Here is a 16,979-nt window from a genome sequence, read left to right on the forward strand (position 1 = left end):
GATGTCCATGCTCGGCTGGCTGGATCGCTCAGGCGATCAACTCACCTTCTATGTGCGCGCGCTGATCTGGATCCCCCGGACTCTGCGCCGCTACCTCAAAGAGGTGCAGCGCCTCCTCGCCGAAGTCGCGTTCGGCAGCGGCGGTCTCGGTGTCATCGGTGGCACCATCGGCGTGATGATCGCGATGACGCTCTTCACGGGGACGGTCGTCGGTCTCCAGGGGTACGCGGCTCTCAACCAGATCGGCACCTCCGCCTTCACCGGCTTCATCTCCGCCTACTTCAACACCCGTGAGATCGCCCCGCTCGTCGCCGGACTCGCTCTCTCCGCGACCGTCGGCGCCGGCTTCACCGCCCAGCTCGGCGCGATGCGGATCAACGAAGAGGTGGACGCACTCGAAGCGATGGGCGTGCGATCCATGCCCTACCTCGTCACCACCCGGGTCATCGCGGGAGTCGTCGCGATCATCCCGCTGTACGCGATCGGGCTGCTCTCGTCGTACGTCGCGTCCCGCTACGTCACCGTCCTGTTCAACGGGCAGTCGGAGGGCACGTACGACCACTACTTCAACCTCTTCCTCTCCCCGGACGACGTACTGCTGTCGGTACTCAAGGTGCTGATCTTCAGCGTGATGGTGATCCTCGCCCACTGCTACTACGGATTCCGGGCCGAGGGCGGGCCCGCCGGGGTCGGTATCGCCGTCGGGCGGTCGGTGCGCAACGCGATCGTGCTGATCAGCGTCACCGACTTCTTCCTCTCGCTCGCCATCTGGGGCGCCACGACGACCGTGAAGGTGGCCGGATGATGCACATGCAGACGGTACGCCGCCGGCTCGCCGGAGTCAGCTTTCTGCTCGTCCCCGCCGTGCTCGTATGGGTGTCGGTCGCGGTGTACAACAAGGACTTCACCCACGACGCCACCGTGACCGTACGGACCGGGACCGTCGGCAACGAGATGCACGACAACGCCGATGTGAAACTGCGCGGCGTCGTCGTCGGCCAGGTCCGCAACATCACGGCCGATGGGGACGGGGCCCGGCTCACCCTCGCCATCCAACCCGGCAAACTCGACCGGATCCCGGCCGACGTCACTGCCCAGATGCTGCCCACCACCCTCTTCGGGGAACGGTTCGTGGCACTCGTACCGCCGGAGATTCCCTCCGTGCAGTCGCTGAAGGCGGGCGCCGTCATCCCTCAGGACCGCTCCAGCAACGCCATCGAGCTGGAACAAGTCCTCGACAACGTCCTGCCGCTGCTCACCGCCGTACAGCCACAGAAGCTCTCCGCCACGCTCACCGCTGTCTCCCAGGCACTCGAAGGGCGGGGCGACAAGCTCGGCGAGACCCTCGTCACGCTCGACGCGCACCTGAAGAAGCTCAACCCCCAACTGCCCGAACTCAACGCCGACATCAAGGAACTCGTCAAGGTGAGCACCGTGTACGCGGATGCGGCACCGGATGTCCTCGACGCACTCACCGACTTCACCACCACCAGCGGCACGCTCGCCGAACAGCAGGCCGGTCTCGCCGACCTGTACGGGTCCACGACCGCCTCCGCCCAGGACGCCACCACCTTCCTGCGCAAGAACAAGGACAACCTCATCCGGCTCTCCGCAACAGGCAGACCGACGCTGGAGACCCTCGCGAAGTACTCGTCGGAGTTCCCCTGCACCCTGCGCACCATGGCCGGGTTCGTCCCGGCGATGGACAAGGCACTCGGCAAGGGCACCGATGAACCCGGTCTGCACGTCACGCTGAAGACCGTGCCCTCCAAGGGGAAGTACGTGGCCGGTAAGGACACCCCGGTCTACGACGCGACCGGCGGGCCGCACTGCTACTCCCTGCCCTACGTCGGCAACACCGTGCCGACGGCGGATGCCCGCGCAGGGGCCGGCCGGGACACCTGGTCGGACTCCACGCCCGGCGCCCCTGAAGAAGTGGCGGCAGCGGATGCGTCCCTCGGTATGCCCAACTCCCCGCAGGAGAGCCGGCTCGTCAACGAGCTGGTGGCTCCCTCACTGAAAGTCCAGCCGCAGGCCCTGCCCGAGTGGAGCAGCGTGCTCATCGGTCCGGCCTTCCGCGGTGCGGAGGTGAAGCTCAAGTGAAGCGCCGCTCCCTCGCCGGGCCACTCGCGAAATCGATCGTCTTCATCCTGGTCACGGTCCTGGCCACCACCGTCCTGGCCCTGTCCATCGCCAACACGGGCGTCGGCGGCACCGCTGCGTACAAAGCCCGGTTCACCGACGCGACCGGACTGATCGTCGGCGACAGCGTCCGGATCGCCGGGGTCAAGGTCGGGCAGGTCGAATCCATCGAGGTCGCCGACAGGCGGCTCGCCGAGGTCGGCTTCAGCGTCCAGAAGGGCCGGAAGCTCCCGGCGTCGGTGACCGCGTCCATCAAGTACCTCAACATGGTCGGCCAGCGGTACATCGACCTCGGCCAGGGGGCGGGCCCGGTCGGCGAGAGCTTCACCGCCGGCTCGACCATTCCGCTCTCGCGCACCACCCCGGCACTCGATCTCACCCAGCTCTTCAACGGTTTCCAGCCGCTCTTCGAAGGGCTCTCCCCGCCGGACGTCAACGAGCTCGCCGGCTCCATCGTCCAGGTGCTCCAGGGCGAGGGCGGCACCGTCGACAGCATCCTGCAGCACGTCGGCTCGCTGACCGGCACCGTCGCCGCCAAGGACAAGGTGATCGGCGAGGTGATCAAGAACCTCAACACGGTCCTGAAGACCGTCAACGACCGCGAGGCCGGCTTCAACGACCTCGTCGTCACCCTGCAGAAGCTCGTCACCGGCTTCTCCGGGGACCGCAAACCGCTCGGCCGGGCGGTCACCGCGATGGGAGCGCTCACCACCGTCACCGCGGACCTGCTCAACGACGGCCGGGGGCCGCTCAAGGACGACATCAAGCAACTCGGGCGCCTGTCCGACCGGTTGGCGGACAACTCGCCGCAGATCGAGAACTTCCTGGAGAAGACCCCGGCCAAGATGGCGGCGATCAGCCGCCTCGCCTCGTACGGCTCATGGCTCAACCTCTACCTCTGCGAGGCCAGGATCAGCGGTGTGACGACCAGCGACGGCAGCACACCGCCCACCGGCATCGAGATCACCCAGCCGAGGTGCCTGTCATGAGAATCAAGCCCGTACGGGAACGCAACCCCGTCGCCGTCGGCATCGTCGGCCTGCTCGTCCTGGCCCTCGTCGGACTCGCCGCCTACCGCGCCGACTCGCTGCCCTTCATCGGCGGCGGCACCACATACAGCGCCGACTTCACCGAATCGGCCGGACTCGCCGACGGCGACGAAGTACGGATCGCCGGAGTGAAGGTCGGTGAGGTCACCGGGATCTCCCTCGACGGCGCCAAGGTGAAGGTCGCCTTCCGGGTCAAGGACGCCTGGATCGGCAACTCCAGCACCGTCGGCATCGCCATCAAGACACTGCTCGGCGAGAAGTACCTCGCCGTCGACCCGCTCGGCAACGCCCCGCAGGACCCGCACGAACGCATCACGGCGAGCCGCACCACATCCCCCTACGACGTCACCCAGGCGTTCAACGGCCTCGGCGAGACCATCGGGGAGATCGACACCGCACAGCTCGCCAAGAGTTTCGAAACGATCTCCGCCACGTTCAAGGACTCCCCACCGGATGTGAAGAGCGCCGCGAACGGGCTGTCCGCACTCTCCAGGACCGTCTCCGAGCGCGACGCCCAGCTCGCCACCCTCCTCAAGGGCAGCAAACAGCTCACCAAGACCCTCGCCGACAAGAAGAGCAGCTTCGAAACCCTCCTGGAGGACGGCAATCTGCTCCTCGGCGAGATTCAGGCGCGCCGCGACTCCATCCATCTGCTGCTGACCGGCACCCGCGATCTGGGCACCCAGCTCACCGGGCTCGTCGCCGACAACAACAAGCAGCTGAAGCCGACGCTCACCGCGCTCGGCCGGGTCACCGCGGTCCTGCAGAAGAACCGCAAGAGCCTCGACAAGGTGCTGTCGCTCGCCGGGTCGTACAACAGGCTCGTCGGCAACACCCTCGGCAACGGCCGCTGGTTCGACAACTACGTCTGCGGTGTCGTCCCGAAGAACTATCTGCCCGCCGACACACCACCGGCGACCGGGTGTATGCCTCCCAAACAGGAAGGCGGCAGCTGACATGAGACTCACACGCATCGTCGGCATCGGCGCCGGACTCGCCGTCGTGGCCGTCGCGGCCACCGCCGGGGTCATGTCCCTGGACGAAGAAGGAACGACAACTGTCACCGCGTACTTCGACCAGGCCACCGGTGTCTACGCCGGATCGGACCTCCGGATCCTCGGTGTGAGGGTCGGCACCGTCGAATCGGTGAAACCGCGCGGCAAGGAGGTCGAGGTCGTCCTGCGCGTCGACAAGGGAATCAAGGTCCCCAAGGAGGCGCACGCCGTCGTCGTCGCGCCCAGCCTCGTCGCCGACCGGTACATCCAGCTCGCACCCGCCTACGACGGGGGAGCGGTCCTGGCAGACGGCGCCGAACTGCCCGCCGCGAACAACGCCACGCCCGTGGAGGTGGACCAGTTGTACGAGTCCATCACCGAACTCGCCGGCGCGCTCGGACCGGATGGGGCGAACGCGCAAGGAGCGTTCGCCGGGCTCCTCGACACCGGGGCGAAGAACCTCAAGGGCAACGGCAAGGACATCGGGGACTCCATCGAACAGTTCGGCAAGGCCACGAAGACCCTCGACAAGAGCAGTGGGGATCTCTTCGGCACACTGTCCTACCTGCAGACCTTCACCACGATGCTGAAGGAGAACGACGGCAATGTGCGCGCCGCCGAGCAGCAGCTGAACTCCGTGACCGGATTCCTGGCCGACGACAAGAAGAACCTAGGTGCCGCGCTCAAGGAGCTGGGCACCGCACTAGCCCAGGTCAAGACCTTCATCCAGGACAACCGCGGGGCACTCAAGAAGGACGTGGACGCCCTGGTGCCGCTCACCCAGACCCTCGTCGACCAGAGGGCCTCGCTCGCCGAGTCCCTCGACACACTGCCGCTCTCCGCGGGCAACCTCATCAACGCCTACGACCCGACGAACCGGACCCTCAACGGCCGGACCGACCTCAACGAGCTCAGCATGGGCGGGCCGCTCACCGAATCCACCGTGAGTCTCGACGGCCTCTCCCCGGTGAGCGCCGAACGGCAGAAGACCCTGCCCTCGCTGCCGCTCCCGGCCGTGGGCACCGTCTACGGCACGCCGGAGGACAGCCGGACGACGAAGAACAACGAGAACAAGGGGGCGAACCGATGAGCCGTACCCTCCGCAGACCCGGAGCCCTCGCGACCACCGGCGCCGCCACCCTGATCGCCTTCGGCCTCTGCTGCGTCCTCGTCGTCAGGGGCTGCGAGCCGCTGCGGTTCAGCGGCATCGAACAACTGCCGCTGCCCGGCGGCGCGGACCTCGGAGACCATCCGTACGAGATCACCGCCGATTTCGCGGACGTACTCAGCCTCGCCCCGCAGTCCTCGGTGAAGGTCAACGACGTCTCCGTCGGTCGCGTCACCAAGATCTCCCTCGCCCCGGACAGCTGGCAGGCCAGAGTGACCATGCGTGTCAACGGGAAGGTCAGGCTGCCCGCCAACGCGTACGCCCACCTGGAACAGTCCAGTCTTCTCGGCGAGAAGTACATCCAGCTCTCACCACCCGCGACCGGCACCGCCCGGGGCACACTCGCCGACGGTGCGAAGATCCCGCTCACCCGCACCAACCGGAACCCCGAGGTCGAAGAGGTCCTCGGCGCCCTGTCGATGCTCCTCAACGGCGGTGGCATCAACCAGCTCAAGACCATCACGACCGAACTCAACAAGGCGTTGGCCGGGCAGGAACCGCAGATCCGGTCCATGCTCAGCCGCGTCGACACCCTCGTCACCAACCTTGACGACCACAAGAAGGACATCACCGAGGCACTCGACGGTGTCAACCGTCTCTCCACCACCCTCGCCACCCGCAAACAGGACGTGGGCAAGGTCCTCACCGGGCTCAGCCCCGGAATGAAGGTCCTGGAGAAGCAGCGCGGCTCGCTCCTCACCATGCTGCGCGCACTCGACACCCTCTCCACCGTCGCCGTCGACACCGTCAACAAGAGCAAGGCGGACACGATCGCCGATCTGAAGGCCATCGCCCCCACCCTCAAGGCGCTCGCCGACTCGGGCAACGACCTGCCGGACTCCCTCCAGGTGCTGCTCACCTACCCGTTCACGGACGAGGTGCTGCGCGGTGTCAAGGGCGACTACCTCAATGTCTACCTGGACATGACGGCCGCCCCTGGCACGCAGATCATCCCGCCCTACGACCCGGACGCCGACACGGCGACCGGAACGCCGGCAACGGCCGGATCGGCCGGCTCGGGACTGCCACTGCCGCTTCCCTCGATCACCACTGAGGGAGCGACCACGACCACGCCTTCCGGAACGCCTTCCCGGAGGCCTTCGGACAAACGGTCGGACAAGTCTTCGGCCTCGGAGGGGAGCAACGGATGATCACCCTCGCCATCCGGCTGAAGAACATCTCGTTCCTGATCATCGCAGTGCTGGTGCTCGGCTATCTGGGTGTCCGCTACGCCGACCTCGGCCACTACATCGGCATGCGTGACTACTACACCGTCAAGGTCCAACTCACCCGGACCGGCGGACTGTTCACCCACTCCAACGTCACCTACCGGGGGGTGTCCGTGGGCCGCGTCGGCCCGATCGAACTCACCGACGACGGTGTGGAGGCCGAGCTGCGCATCGACAAGTCCGCACCTCCCATCCCCGACGACCTGAAGGCCGTCGTCGCCAACCTCTCCGCCGTCGGCGAGCAGTACGTCGATCTGCGGCCGACCCGCACCGACGGGCCCTACCTGGCGAACGGCTCGGTCATCGACCAGGCCGACACCACCGTCCCGGCACCGGTGACGAACGTCCTCACCAGTGTCAACGACGTCGCCGGTTCCGTCGACCTGGAGTCGCTGCGGACCGTGGTCGAGGAGTTCGGCACCGCGTTCGACGGGCGCGGCGACGACCTCCAGGTCCTCCTGGACACCGGCAGCGAATTCGTCCAGGCGGCCGACGACGCACTGCCCATCAATACCAAGCTGATGGCCGACGGCGAGATCGTGCTGCGCACCCAGGCCGAACAGGGCGAAGCGCTCAAGGGATTCGCCTCAGGGGCCAAGGAGCTGGCAGCTCAGCTCAAGGGCTCCGACACGGACCTCCGCAAGCTGATCGCCGCCGCGCCTGATGCGACCGAGCAGATCAGCGGACTGCTGCGCGATCTCGACCCCGGTTTCGGGATCGTCGTCGCGAACCTCCTCACCACGTCCGAGGTTGCCGTCACCCGGCAGCGCGGCATCGAGGAACTCCTCGTGAAACTGCCCGCGGTCGCCGCGGCCGGAGCGAGCGCCGTGGACGAGGACGGTGCCCGGTTCGGTATGTCGGTCACCTTCTTCGAACCGCTGCCCTGCACCGCCGGATACGGCGGCACGACGTATCGCAACGGTCTCGACACGACGACCGGTCCCGAGGCCGACACCAAGACGCGCTGCACCTCCTCACCCGGCACCGGCATCAACGTACGCGGCAGCGCCAACGCGCCGAAGGGCCCCGCCGTACCCGAACCCGCCAAACCGGGCTCGATGCTCCTGGGAGCCGACGCGGGAGGCACGCTCCCGGGTGCACTCGGGGCCACGGCGAACACATCACCCGCCACGAACGGCATGGCCGGGCTGCTGGGACTGGGGGCCGGCGAGTGAACTCCCGTACCAGGGCTCTCATGGGCTGGGCGGTCGTGCTCGCCGCCCTACTGATCTGCGCCTTCGGCGTCTCGTCGTACACGCAGGCGCGTGGCGACGACACCCTCGCGTACGCGAAGAGCCGCGACGCGGCCCTGGCGGCGGGCAAGCACCATCTCGCCCGGCTGAACAGTCTGAACGGCAAGGACGCCACGAGCGTGGACGCGGGGCTCCGGCAGTGGCTCGATGCCTCCACGGGGCCGCTGCACGACCAGCTGAAGCGGACCCGGAGCAAGGACGCGAACGACCTGAAGAAGAGCGGCAGCACGGCCCGCGGCACCGTCACCGACGCGGCACTCACCGCGCTCGACGAACGCGCCGGTACGGCCGAGCTGATCGCGACCGTCGACGTCCGGGTCACCCCGCGCACCGGCGCGGCCGGCACCGAGCGCAAACGGTTCGAGGCCACGCTCGCCCGCACTCCGGACGGCTGGAAGGTCAAAGCACTCACCGCGATTCCGGTGGGTGCCGCATGAGGCACGGGGGAGGACGGCGATGGTGAGCACCGGGGAGAAGGCCGAAGCCGAGGTGGACGAGCCGCAGAGCCCGGAGACCACCAGGGACGAGCCCGACGAGGCCGGGGAGTCCGGGTCCACCCGCCGCCCGCGGCGTACCGCGGTCGTGCTGCTGGTCGTCGCCCTGGTCGTGACGGGAGCCGGATTCTTCGTCCGTGCCCAGCAGGTGAGGGACACTCCCGCCACTGACAATCTGGCGCTCAGCGACACCGAGGCGACGACCCGCGTCGTGGGCGACGTGAGCAGTGCACTGGGCAAGGTGTTCTCGTACGGACCACAGGACACCGCAGGCGCCAAGAAGTCCGCGAAAGAGCTCCTCGGGGGAAAGGCGCTGCGGCAGTACGCGGCTCTGTTCGGCCAGGTCGAGAAGCAGTCCAGGGACCAGAAACTGACCCTCACCACGCATGTCGTACGCGCCGGGGTCAGCCGGCTCTCCGGCACCGGCGCCCATCTTCTCGTCTTCCTCGACCAGGTCTACGAGCGACGGGGCAAACCCGCCACCACGGCGGCCGCCCAGCTCTCCGTCACCGCCGAACTCCGGGACGGGCACTGGAGAATCACGGACATCACCTCCAGATAGCCAGGGCCGCGGCCACAGCCCATCGGACATCCACCGCTCAGCTCCACCGGCAAGGGAGAGACAGCAATGGCACGGGTACGGACGACGAAGAACCCGCTGGTGGTGGCGGCGATCGTGCTGACGGCCCTGGCGGCCGGCAGCGCGGCCTGGGGCGGTTGGTCCTGGTACGGGGCCGCGCACGACGACTCGGCCGGCTACGGGCAGACCCGCGACGACGCCCTGGCGGCGGGCGAGCAGGCCGTGCAGAACCTGAACACGCTCGACCATCAGAGGCTGGACCAGGGTCTGGACAGCTGGGAGGACTCCACCACTGGCGATCTGCACCAGCAACTCGTGGACGGACGAAACGGGTTCGAGAAGCAGATCCAGGAGGCGAAGACCGTGAGCACCGCCAAGGTGCTGTCCGGTGCGGTCACCGAACTCGACGACCGGACCGGCAAGGCATCGGTGATGGTGGCCTTGCGGATCACCGTGACGGCACCGAAAGGAAAGCCCGCGGTGAAGGAGAGCCGGATGCTCGGCCGGCTCACCCGCACGTCCGAGGGGTGGAAGCTCAGTGCCCTCGGTCAGGCGCCGGTCGGGAACACGGCCGGCTGAAACCACCCGGTCCCATCCGATCCATTCCATCACCGAGAGGAACCCCGGACATGTCGACGACCCGCCACCTCGTCAACCGTCAGCGCCGGTTGGCGACCGTGGCCGCCGCGGAGCGCACGACCGCACCACCGCGAAGGAAAGGGCGGACCGGCGAGGACGAGCAGCAGTCCGTGGTCACGCCGGACCTGGAGGAGTCATCGGATTCCCGCGCCGCAGAGCAGACGGTGGACGAGGCGGCGAACGAGGCGCGGGGTGAACGGCAGCGCACCATGCCCCGCCTCCGGATCCGGCTTCCTGCCGTGCTCTGCGCACTCACCGTCCTCCTCGGTGCCTTCACCGCCTGGTCGTTCACCGCGGCCGACGGGCTGCGTGGCGACGCGAGCCGCCGGAACACCGCACTCACCGACATCAGCCGTACCAGTGAGGTGAAGGGGCAGATCTCCGAGGCGGTCGGTGCGGTCTTCTCGTACAACTACGCCGCCACCGCCAAGTCCGATCAGGCGGCGCGGACTTACCTGGTGGGCAAGGCCGTTCAGCAGCACAAGGACATGCTCGCGGAGGTACGGGCGCAAGCGCCGAAGCAGAAGCTCGTCCTCACCACGACCGTCACCGAGAGCGGTGTGGAACTCCTCGACGGCGACCGGGCCCGGCTGCTGATCTTCGCCGACCAGAGCAACACCCGTACCGGCAAGTCGGACGAGACGACCTACGCGGCGGCCATGTTCGCCGTGGACGCTGTTCGCCGCGGCGAGACCTGGCGGATCTCCGCCATCGATACGTTCACCCAGTGACCCGGGGGAGAGGGGAGCACGCATGAGGTTCAACGGCACCATGCGCCGCGGAATCGGCGGCACGGCAGCCGCGGTCGCCGCGATGGCCGCGCTCACCGCGTCCCAGGCACCAGGACTCGTCCGCCATGAACAGACCGCGAAGGAGCGCCAGGAGGCCGACGACGTCAGGTGGTCGCACGTGCCCAACGACGACTCCTACCACACCGAACTGCCGCCGCTGCAGTCGCCGAAGCCGCCCAAGGCAGGGGTGGGGCAGAGCCCGGCCGTCGCCCGGTCCTGGGCCGAAGCGGGCATCCCTGCCACGGTGCTCGCCGCCTACCGCAAGGCGGAGAGCGCGCTCGGCCGCACCGACCCCGGATGCCGCCTGCCGTGGCAGTTGCTCGCGGCGATCGGCAAGGTCGAGTCCGGCCAGGCCGGCGGGGGCCGGGTCGACGCCCAGGGCACGACGCTGAGCCCGATCCTCGGGCCGGTGCTCAACGGCGCGGGCTTCGCCAACATCCCGGACACCGACGGCGGCGCGTACGACGGTGACAGGACGTACGACCGGGCCGTCGGCCCGATGCAGTTCATCCCCTCCACCTGGGCCCATTGGGGCAAGGACGGAAACGGCGACGGCCGCCGCGATCCGAGCAACGTCTACGACGCCGCCCTGGCCGCCGGGTACTACCTGTGTGCCGGGCCGCGCAATCTGTCGGTGAAGGCCGATCTGGACCGGGCCATTCTCAGCTACAACCACTCGGACACCTATCTGCGCACCGTGCTGGCCTGGCTGGATTTCTACCGCCAGGGCATCCATCCGGTGGCCGACGGCAAGGGACCCGTACCGAAAAGTCCCGGCGCGGGCGGACCGAACAAGCCGACGCACCCGGTGGGCGGCCCCGGTGCCCCCGGCGGCGGCATCATCGTGGGTCCGCAGCCCGGCGGTTCGCCCGGCCCCTCGTCATCGGCGTCCCCGAAGCCCACCGAATCGCCGACCGGTTCCCCGGACCCGACCGGTTCCCCGGACCCGACCGGTTCCCCGGACCCCACCGATCCGGGCGGCTCCCCCGATCCGACCGACAGCGGACCGGCCTCCCCGGACCCCGGTACGTCGAGCCCCGACCCCAGTACCCCGGCACCCGGCTGCCCGACGGACTCCGCATCCCCCGATCCGACCGACTCGGCCGGAGCCACCGAGTCCCCGTCGCCCGACCCGGGAGCGAGCGAGGACCCGTGCGCCACGCCGTCGGGCTCAGCGTCCGCCGGCTGACAGCACCTCGGCCAGGTCGTACCGCACCACCTCTTCGAGCTGCGCGTAGGTGCAGCTGTCCGGGGTGCGGTCCGGCCGAAACCGGCGGAACTGGGCGGTGTGCCGGAAACGGTCGCCCTCCATGTGGTCGTACGCCACCTCGCAGACCCGTTCCGGACGCAGCGCCACCCATGACTGGTCCTTCTTCCCGGACCAGCGGCTCGGCGCCCCGGGCAGCCGGGCGCGCTCATGGGCCTCGGCGTCCGCCCAGGCCGCCCACGGGTGGCCGGTGAATTCGATGCGCAGCGGCTCCAGCTCCGTGACCAGCTCCTCGCGCCGCTTCATCGAGAAGGCCGCACAGACTCCGACGTGCTGCAGTACGCCACCGGAGTCGTACAGGCCGAGCAACAGCGAGCCGACGACCGGGCCGCTCTTGTGGAAGCGGTACCCCGCCACCACACAGTCGGCGGTCCGCTCATGCTTGATCTTGTACATCACCCTGGTGTCGGGGCGATACGGCAGATCGAGCGGTTTGGCGACCACACCGTCGAGCCCCGCGCCCTCGTACCGTTCGAACCACTCCTGGGCGACCGCCGGGTCCGTGGTCGCCGGTGCGAGATGGACGGGGGCCGACGCACCGGACAGGGCCGCCTCCAGAACGGCGCGCCGGTCGGACTGCCTGATGGAGAGCAGCGAATCGTCACCGACGGCCAGGATGTCGAAGGCGACCAGGCTGGCCGGGGTCTGCTCGGAGAGCAGCCGCACCCGGGAATCGGCGGGGTGGATGCGCTCGCTGAGCCGGTCGAAATCCAGCCGGCCGTCGTACGCGATCACGATCTCGCCGTCGATCACACAGCGCGGCGGCAGATTGTCCCGGACGGCGGCGACCAGTTCGGGGAAGTAACGGGTGAGCGGCTTCCCGGTGCGGCTGCCGATCACCACCTCGTCGCCGTCGCGGTGCACGATCGCACGGAAGCCGTCCCACTTGGCCTCGTACTGCATACCGGGCGGGATCTTCGAGACGGACTTGGCGAGCATCGGCTTCACAGGCGGCATCACCGGCAGATCCATGGCCCCGATTCTTGCCCAAGGGTGGACATACGTCTCCCAATATGCGGCATATGTGAGCCAGGCCTACCGTGACCGTCATGGGTGCAGCGGGGAAAGCGGTGGAGCTGGAAGCCGGCGGCCGGGCCGTACGGCTGTCCAGTCCGGACAAGGTCTACTTCCCGGAGAAGGGCTACACGAAGAGGGACGTGGCCGAGTACTTCCTGGCCGTGGGCCCCGGCATCACGCGCGCCCTGCGCAATCGGCCGACCACCCTCCAGCGCTTCGTGGACGGTGTCGAAGGCGAGTTCTTCTACCAGAAGCGGGCCCCGAAGAACCTCCCCGACTGGATTCCCACCGCCAGGATCGCGTTCCCCAGCGGCCGTCCCGCCGACGAGATCTGCCCCACCGAGCTCGCGGCCGTCATCTGGGCGGCCAACCTCGGCACGCTCACCTTCCACCCCTGGCCGGTCCGGAGCACCGACACCGACCATCCGGACGAGCTGCGCATCGACCTCGACCCACAGCCCGGTACGGACTACGCCGACGCGGTGAGGGCTGCCCATGAGCTGCGGTCCGTGCTCGACGACCACGGTCTGCGCGGCTGGCCCAAGACCTCCGGCGGCCGGGGCATCCATGTCTTCGTCCCCACCGAGCCGCAGTGGACCTTCACCGAGGTCCGGCGCGCCGCCATCGCCGCCGGGCGCGAACTGGAACGCAGGATGCCGGACCGGGTGACCACCGCCTGGTGGAAGGAGGAGCGCGGAGAGCGGATCTTCGTCGACTTCAATCAGACCGCCCGCGACCGCACGATCGCCTCCGCCTACTCCGTACGCCCTCTTCCGCACGCCCCGGTCTCCGCCCCGCTGCGCTGGGAGGAGATCGACGACGCCGAACCGGGCGACTTCGACATCAGGACCATGCCGAAGCGCTACGCGGAGGTGGGCGACGTGCACGCGGACATGGACGAGCACGCCTTCCGGCTCGACGGGCTGCTGGAGCTGGCGGACCGCGACGAGCGGGAGCGCGGCCTCGGCGACATGCCGTACCCGCCGGAGTACCCGAAGATGCCGGGCGAACCGAAACGGGTCCAGCCGAGCAGGGCCCGGCGCGACGAGGACGGCGATGCATGAGCGCACCCGACCTGGAGCCCGTCACCCCGCGAGGGGAACATGCCCGGCCCCCGGCCCGCGGTGACCGTTGGGCGGCGTTCAAGGCGTCCCCGTATCTGCCGGCCCTCGTGCTCCTGTTCATCATCGCGGCCGCGGCCGGTCTCTTCGCGGGCTCCTACACGTACGCGATGGCCAATCCGACCCCGCGCAACATCCCGGCCGCCGTGGTCGGCCGCCTCGACACCCCGCGCGACAAGGTCTTCCTCGACCGGCTGGAGGGCGCGCTCGACACCTCGCTGGTGCTGCACGAGTACATCACCGAGGCCCAGGCCCGCACCGCCCTGGAGGAGCAGAAGGTCTTCGCCGTCCTGCGGTCCGAGAACGGCGGGGTCGGCCTGGACGTCGCGAGCGCGTCCGGAGCCTCGGTCGCCCAGCTGCTCGCCGAGTCCACGCTGAAGGTGGGGGAGGCGGCCCATGTGCCGGTGAAGGTCACGGACGTGAAGCCCTTGCAGCGGGGTGATCCGCGCGGCCTCGCTCTCTTCTACATCTCGCTCGCCGCGGTGATCGTCGGGTTCGTCGGTGCGATCCAGCTGAGTGTGCACGCCAAGGCGCTGGAGCCCCTGGAGCGGATCGGGTTCACCGTCGCCTACGCCCTGCTCGGCGGGTTCTCCATCGCCGCCGTGGTGGACTGGCTGCTCGGCTCCGTCGACCTGCCCTTCGTCCAGTCGTGGTTGATCCTCGCCTTCACCATGTTCACCACGGGCATGGTCTTCACCATGTTCAACACCCTGATCGGGCGCTGGGCCATGCTTCCCACCTGGGGACTGATGGTGATGCTCGGAAACCCGTCCTCCGGTGGTGCGGTGTCCTGGCCGCTGCTTCCCTCGGTGCTCGGCTTCATCGGCCGCTGGCTCCCCCCGGGCGCCTCGGTCAACGCCCAGCACGCCGCCGTCTACTACCAGGGGCACCAGCGGGTCTTCCCGTACCTGGTGCTCGCCGGATGGGCGCTGGTCTCCTGCACGGTGTTCTGGGTATGGCGCCGCCGGCACCCGGGAGGCCGTGACCACATGCCTCAGCATGCGGCCACGGCCACCTGATGCCGGTCCGGGCTACAGCTCCTTGATCCGGATGTCGCGGTACGAGACCACGTCCGTGGTGCTGTGGACCTGGAGTCCGATGTAACCGGAGGCGTACCGCCGGCCGTCGGTGCCCGGGTCGTCGCCCCGCGGCGGCTCGAAGACCTGGCCGCCGTTGTTGTCGAACTCGTTCAGCAGGACACCGTTGCGGTAGACCGAGTAGTGCTGGTCCACCACCCGGATCTCGTAGTCGTTCCAGGTGCCCTTGGGTGTGACCCCGGCGCCGGCCAGACCGATCCGGTCGAAGCCGTAGATCGAACCGGTCTTGTACATGTCGCCGTCCGGACGGTCGAGGATCTGCACCTCATGGCCGTACTTGATGGCGACCCACTCCGGACGTGACTCCTCCGGGTTGTCGTGGACGTTCGGGAAGCGGACGAACACACCGCTGTTGGCGTTGCCCGTGCCGGGGGCGTCGTCGCGCCACTGGAGTTTGAGCGAGAAGTCGCCGTACTGCCGGCCCGGGAACCAGAGCATGCCCATGCCGTCCACCGTGGTGGAGCTGGTGATCGTGCCGTCCGGATTGAGCCCGAACCTGCCGCCACCCACCTGCTGCCACTTGGCGAACGACTCCGCCGTGCCGTCGAAGAGCTTCTTGTAGCCCTCGTCCTGGCCCGGCTTGCCGATCCCCGACTGCTTGGCCGCCCGGTAGATCTTCCTGTGCTCGCGGGCGTCGATCACACCGGCGGCGAGCAGCTTGTCGAGGACGCTGTCGACATGCTTGAGGAACAGTGCGTGCGACGACCAGTCCTTCTCGTCCTCGATCAGCTCATTGATCGTGCAGCGGTTGCCGGTGATGCGGTTGGGCACCCCGGTGTCGACCGTGCCGACGATGACGGTGAGCCGCTCGTCGAACTCCGGGCAGTTCGGTGCCGGTACGCCGCCGCTCTCTGCGACGGTGAACGACACCTGCTTCGCCACGGAGGTGTTGCCGGCCTTGTCCGTCGCCCGGTGGGCGACGGTGTGATAGCCGACGCGGTCGACGATGACGGTGGTGGTGTACGCGAGGTACGGGCCGCCGTCGAGCGAGTATTCGATCCGGTCCACGCCCGATTCGGCGTCGGTCGCGGTGACCGTCACCTTGGCGCTGGTGATGTAGGCGTTGTCGGAGTTCTTGTCGCCCTCGACCTTGGCCGAGGTCTCCGGCGGCGTCTTGTCCTGCGTCGGCGGTGCGACGACGGTGAAGTCGACCGACTTCTCGGCCGCCGTGTTGCCCGCCCGGTCGGTGGCCCGGTAGCGGACCCGGTGTGTGCCGGTCTCGTGCACCATCACGGGCGCGGTGTACGGCTGCCAGGCGCCGTCCGCCCCGATCGCGTACTCGATGGTGTTGACGCCGGACCCGGTGTCGGAGGCGGTCACGGTGACCGTCGCCATCCCCAGGTACTGTCCCTGGTCGTCCTTCTCACCGGACACGGTCGCCGACGTCTCCGGCGGCGTCCTGTCGTCCGTCGGCGGCGCGGCGACCGCGAAGTCGACCGACTTCTCCGCTGCCGTGTTGCCGGCCTTGTCGGTGGCGCGGTACCGGATCGTGTGCGTCCCGACCTCGTTCACCACGATCGGTGTGGTGTACGGCTGCCAGGTGCCGTCGGCCCCGACCGCGTACTCGACGGTGCCGACACCGGAGCTGTCGTCGGTCGCCGAGAGAGTGACCGTCGCCTGACCGATGTACGCGCCGTCGGCGTTCTTGTCGCCGTCGACCTTCGCAGAGGTCTCGGGCGCGGTGGTGTCCGTACCGCCGCCGTCCGTCACGGTGAGAATGCCCTGCATCGCCTCGTGCCCCGGCATGGTGCAGTGGTAGAAGTACCGCCCGGGGGAGAGCGTGACCTCGGCGGTGTGCTTGCCGTCCTGGTCGTCGGCCGGGTTGGCCAGGATGTTCAGTGTGACGTCGTTGTTGAACTCCGGGTCCGAGATGCTGAAGGTGAGGGTGTGCGGCATCCCCGTGGTGTTGCCGGTCGCCGCGCTGTTCTCGAAGACGATGGTCGCCTTGCCGGCCACCGCGGTCTTCGGAGCGGACAGATAGTGGTCGATGGGGTTGCCAGCCGTCCAGGTGAGGACCTGGTCGGCCGCCGCAGCGGCGGGAGCCGCCGTACGGCCGTAGGCCGCCGTCGAGGTCAGCCCCAGCACCATCAGGAACGAACCCAGCAGGGCGAGCCACAACCGGGCGGGCCGGTACCGC

The 16,979-nt window shown here is 68.6% G+C and carries 16 protein-coding genes; 14 read left to right on the forward strand and 2 right to left on the reverse strand.

Features of this window, described 5'->3' with window-relative positions; genetic code table 11:
* The first annotated feature begins 1 nt into the window (after position 1).
* From GA0115254_RS17515 to GA0115254_RS17570, 12 genes are all read left to right on the forward strand, one after another.
* A complete protein-coding gene (locus tag GA0115254_RS17515; RefSeq protein ID WP_093896229.1) occupies positions 2–805 on the forward strand; it encodes an MlaE family ABC transporter permease in 804 nt (267 codons plus the stop codon).
* Positions 802–2,103, forward strand: coding sequence for an MCE family protein (locus GA0115254_RS17520; protein ID WP_093896230.1), 1,302 nt, complete (start codon positions 802–804; stop codon positions 2,101–2,103). Before GA0115254_RS17515 ends, GA0115254_RS17520 begins: the two co-directional genes overlap by 4 nt.
* On the forward strand, positions 2,100–3,131 hold the full coding sequence (locus GA0115254_RS17525; protein ID WP_093896231.1) for an MCE family protein: 1,032 nt from the start codon (positions 2,100–2,102) through the stop codon (positions 3,129–3,131). Before GA0115254_RS17520 ends, GA0115254_RS17525 begins: the two co-directional genes overlap by 4 nt.
* On the forward strand, positions 3,128–4,147 hold the full coding sequence (locus tag GA0115254_RS17530; RefSeq protein ID WP_093896232.1) for an MCE family protein: 1,020 nt from the start codon (positions 3,128–3,130) through the stop codon (positions 4,145–4,147). Before GA0115254_RS17525 ends, GA0115254_RS17530 begins: the two co-directional genes overlap by 4 nt.
* A 1-nt stretch (position 4,148) precedes the next feature.
* Positions 4,149–5,276 (forward strand): MCE family protein, encoded by a 1,128-nt coding sequence (locus tag GA0115254_RS17535; RefSeq protein WP_093896233.1) that lies wholly within the window; start codon positions 4,149–4,151, stop codon positions 5,274–5,276.
* Positions 5,273–6,505, forward strand: coding sequence for an MCE family protein (locus GA0115254_RS17540; protein ID WP_093896234.1), 1,233 nt, complete (start codon positions 5,273–5,275; stop codon positions 6,503–6,505). Before GA0115254_RS17535 ends, GA0115254_RS17540 begins: the two co-directional genes overlap by 4 nt.
* Positions 6,502–7,758 (forward strand): MCE family protein, encoded by a 1,257-nt coding sequence (locus tag GA0115254_RS17545; RefSeq protein ID WP_093896235.1) that lies wholly within the window; start codon positions 6,502–6,504, stop codon positions 7,756–7,758. The genes GA0115254_RS17540 and GA0115254_RS17545 overlap by 4 nt, the downstream gene beginning before the upstream one ends.
* The gene (locus tag GA0115254_RS17550) at positions 7,755–8,273 is read left to right on the forward strand and encodes a hypothetical protein (RefSeq protein WP_093896236.1); all 519 of its coding nucleotides are present in this window, start codon (positions 7,755–7,757) and stop codon (positions 8,271–8,273) included. Before GA0115254_RS17545 ends, GA0115254_RS17550 begins: the two co-directional genes overlap by 4 nt.
* Positions 8,274–8,292: 19 nt before the next feature.
* Positions 8,293–8,892 (forward strand): hypothetical protein, encoded by a 600-nt coding sequence (locus GA0115254_RS17555; protein ID WP_093896237.1) that lies wholly within the window; start codon positions 8,293–8,295, stop codon positions 8,890–8,892.
* A 66-nt stretch (positions 8,893–8,958) separates the two neighbouring features.
* On the forward strand, positions 8,959–9,489 hold the full coding sequence (locus GA0115254_RS17560) for a nuclear transport factor 2 family protein (protein ID WP_093896238.1): 531 nt from the start codon (positions 8,959–8,961) through the stop codon (positions 9,487–9,489).
* A 50-nt stretch (positions 9,490–9,539) separates the two neighbouring features.
* The gene (locus GA0115254_RS17565) at positions 9,540–10,280 is read left to right on the forward strand and encodes a hypothetical protein (protein WP_093896239.1); all 741 of its coding nucleotides are present in this window, start codon (positions 9,540–9,542) and stop codon (positions 10,278–10,280) included.
* Positions 10,281–10,302: 22 nt separating this feature from the next.
* Positions 10,303–11,529: a lytic transglycosylase domain-containing protein gene (locus GA0115254_RS17570; protein ID WP_093896240.1), complete on the forward strand. Its 1,227-nt coding sequence runs from the start codon at positions 10,303–10,305 to the stop codon at positions 11,527–11,529.
* Here GA0115254_RS17570 and GA0115254_RS17575 read toward each other — a convergent pair.
* Positions 11,512–12,579 carry an ATP-dependent DNA ligase gene (locus GA0115254_RS17575; RefSeq protein ID WP_093896241.1) on the reverse strand — a complete coding sequence of 356 codons (1,068 nt, stop codon included), beginning with the start codon at positions 12,577–12,579 and terminating at the stop codon, positions 11,512–11,514. The two genes, GA0115254_RS17570 and GA0115254_RS17575, sit on opposite strands and share 18 nt — an antisense overlap.
* 98 nt (positions 12,580–12,677) lie before the next feature.
* Between GA0115254_RS17575 and ligD the strand changes: the two genes are divergently transcribed.
* The gene (ligD, locus tag GA0115254_RS17580; RefSeq protein ID WP_093896242.1) at positions 12,678–13,688 is read left to right on the forward strand and encodes a non-homologous end-joining DNA ligase; all 1,011 of its coding nucleotides are present in this window, start codon (positions 12,678–12,680) and stop codon (positions 13,686–13,688) included.
* A complete protein-coding gene (locus GA0115254_RS17585) occupies positions 13,685–14,764 on the forward strand; it encodes an ABC-2 transporter permease (protein ID WP_093896243.1) in 1,080 nt (359 codons plus the stop codon). The genes ligD and GA0115254_RS17585 overlap by 4 nt, the downstream gene beginning before the upstream one ends.
* Before the next feature lie 12 nt (positions 14,765–14,776).
* Here GA0115254_RS17585 and GA0115254_RS17590 read toward each other — a convergent pair whose 3' ends face one another.
* The gene (locus GA0115254_RS17590) at positions 14,777–16,930 is read right to left on the reverse strand and encodes an OmpL47-type beta-barrel domain-containing protein (protein WP_370740889.1); all 2,154 of its coding nucleotides are present in this window, start codon (positions 16,928–16,930) and stop codon (positions 14,777–14,779) included.
* Positions 16,931–16,979 lie beyond the last annotated feature (49 nt).

The organism is Streptomyces sp. Ncost-T10-10d (genome assembly GCF_900091955.1).
In the GTDB taxonomy this organism is placed as follows: Bacteria; Actinomycetota; Actinomycetes; order Streptomycetales; family Streptomycetaceae; genus Streptomyces.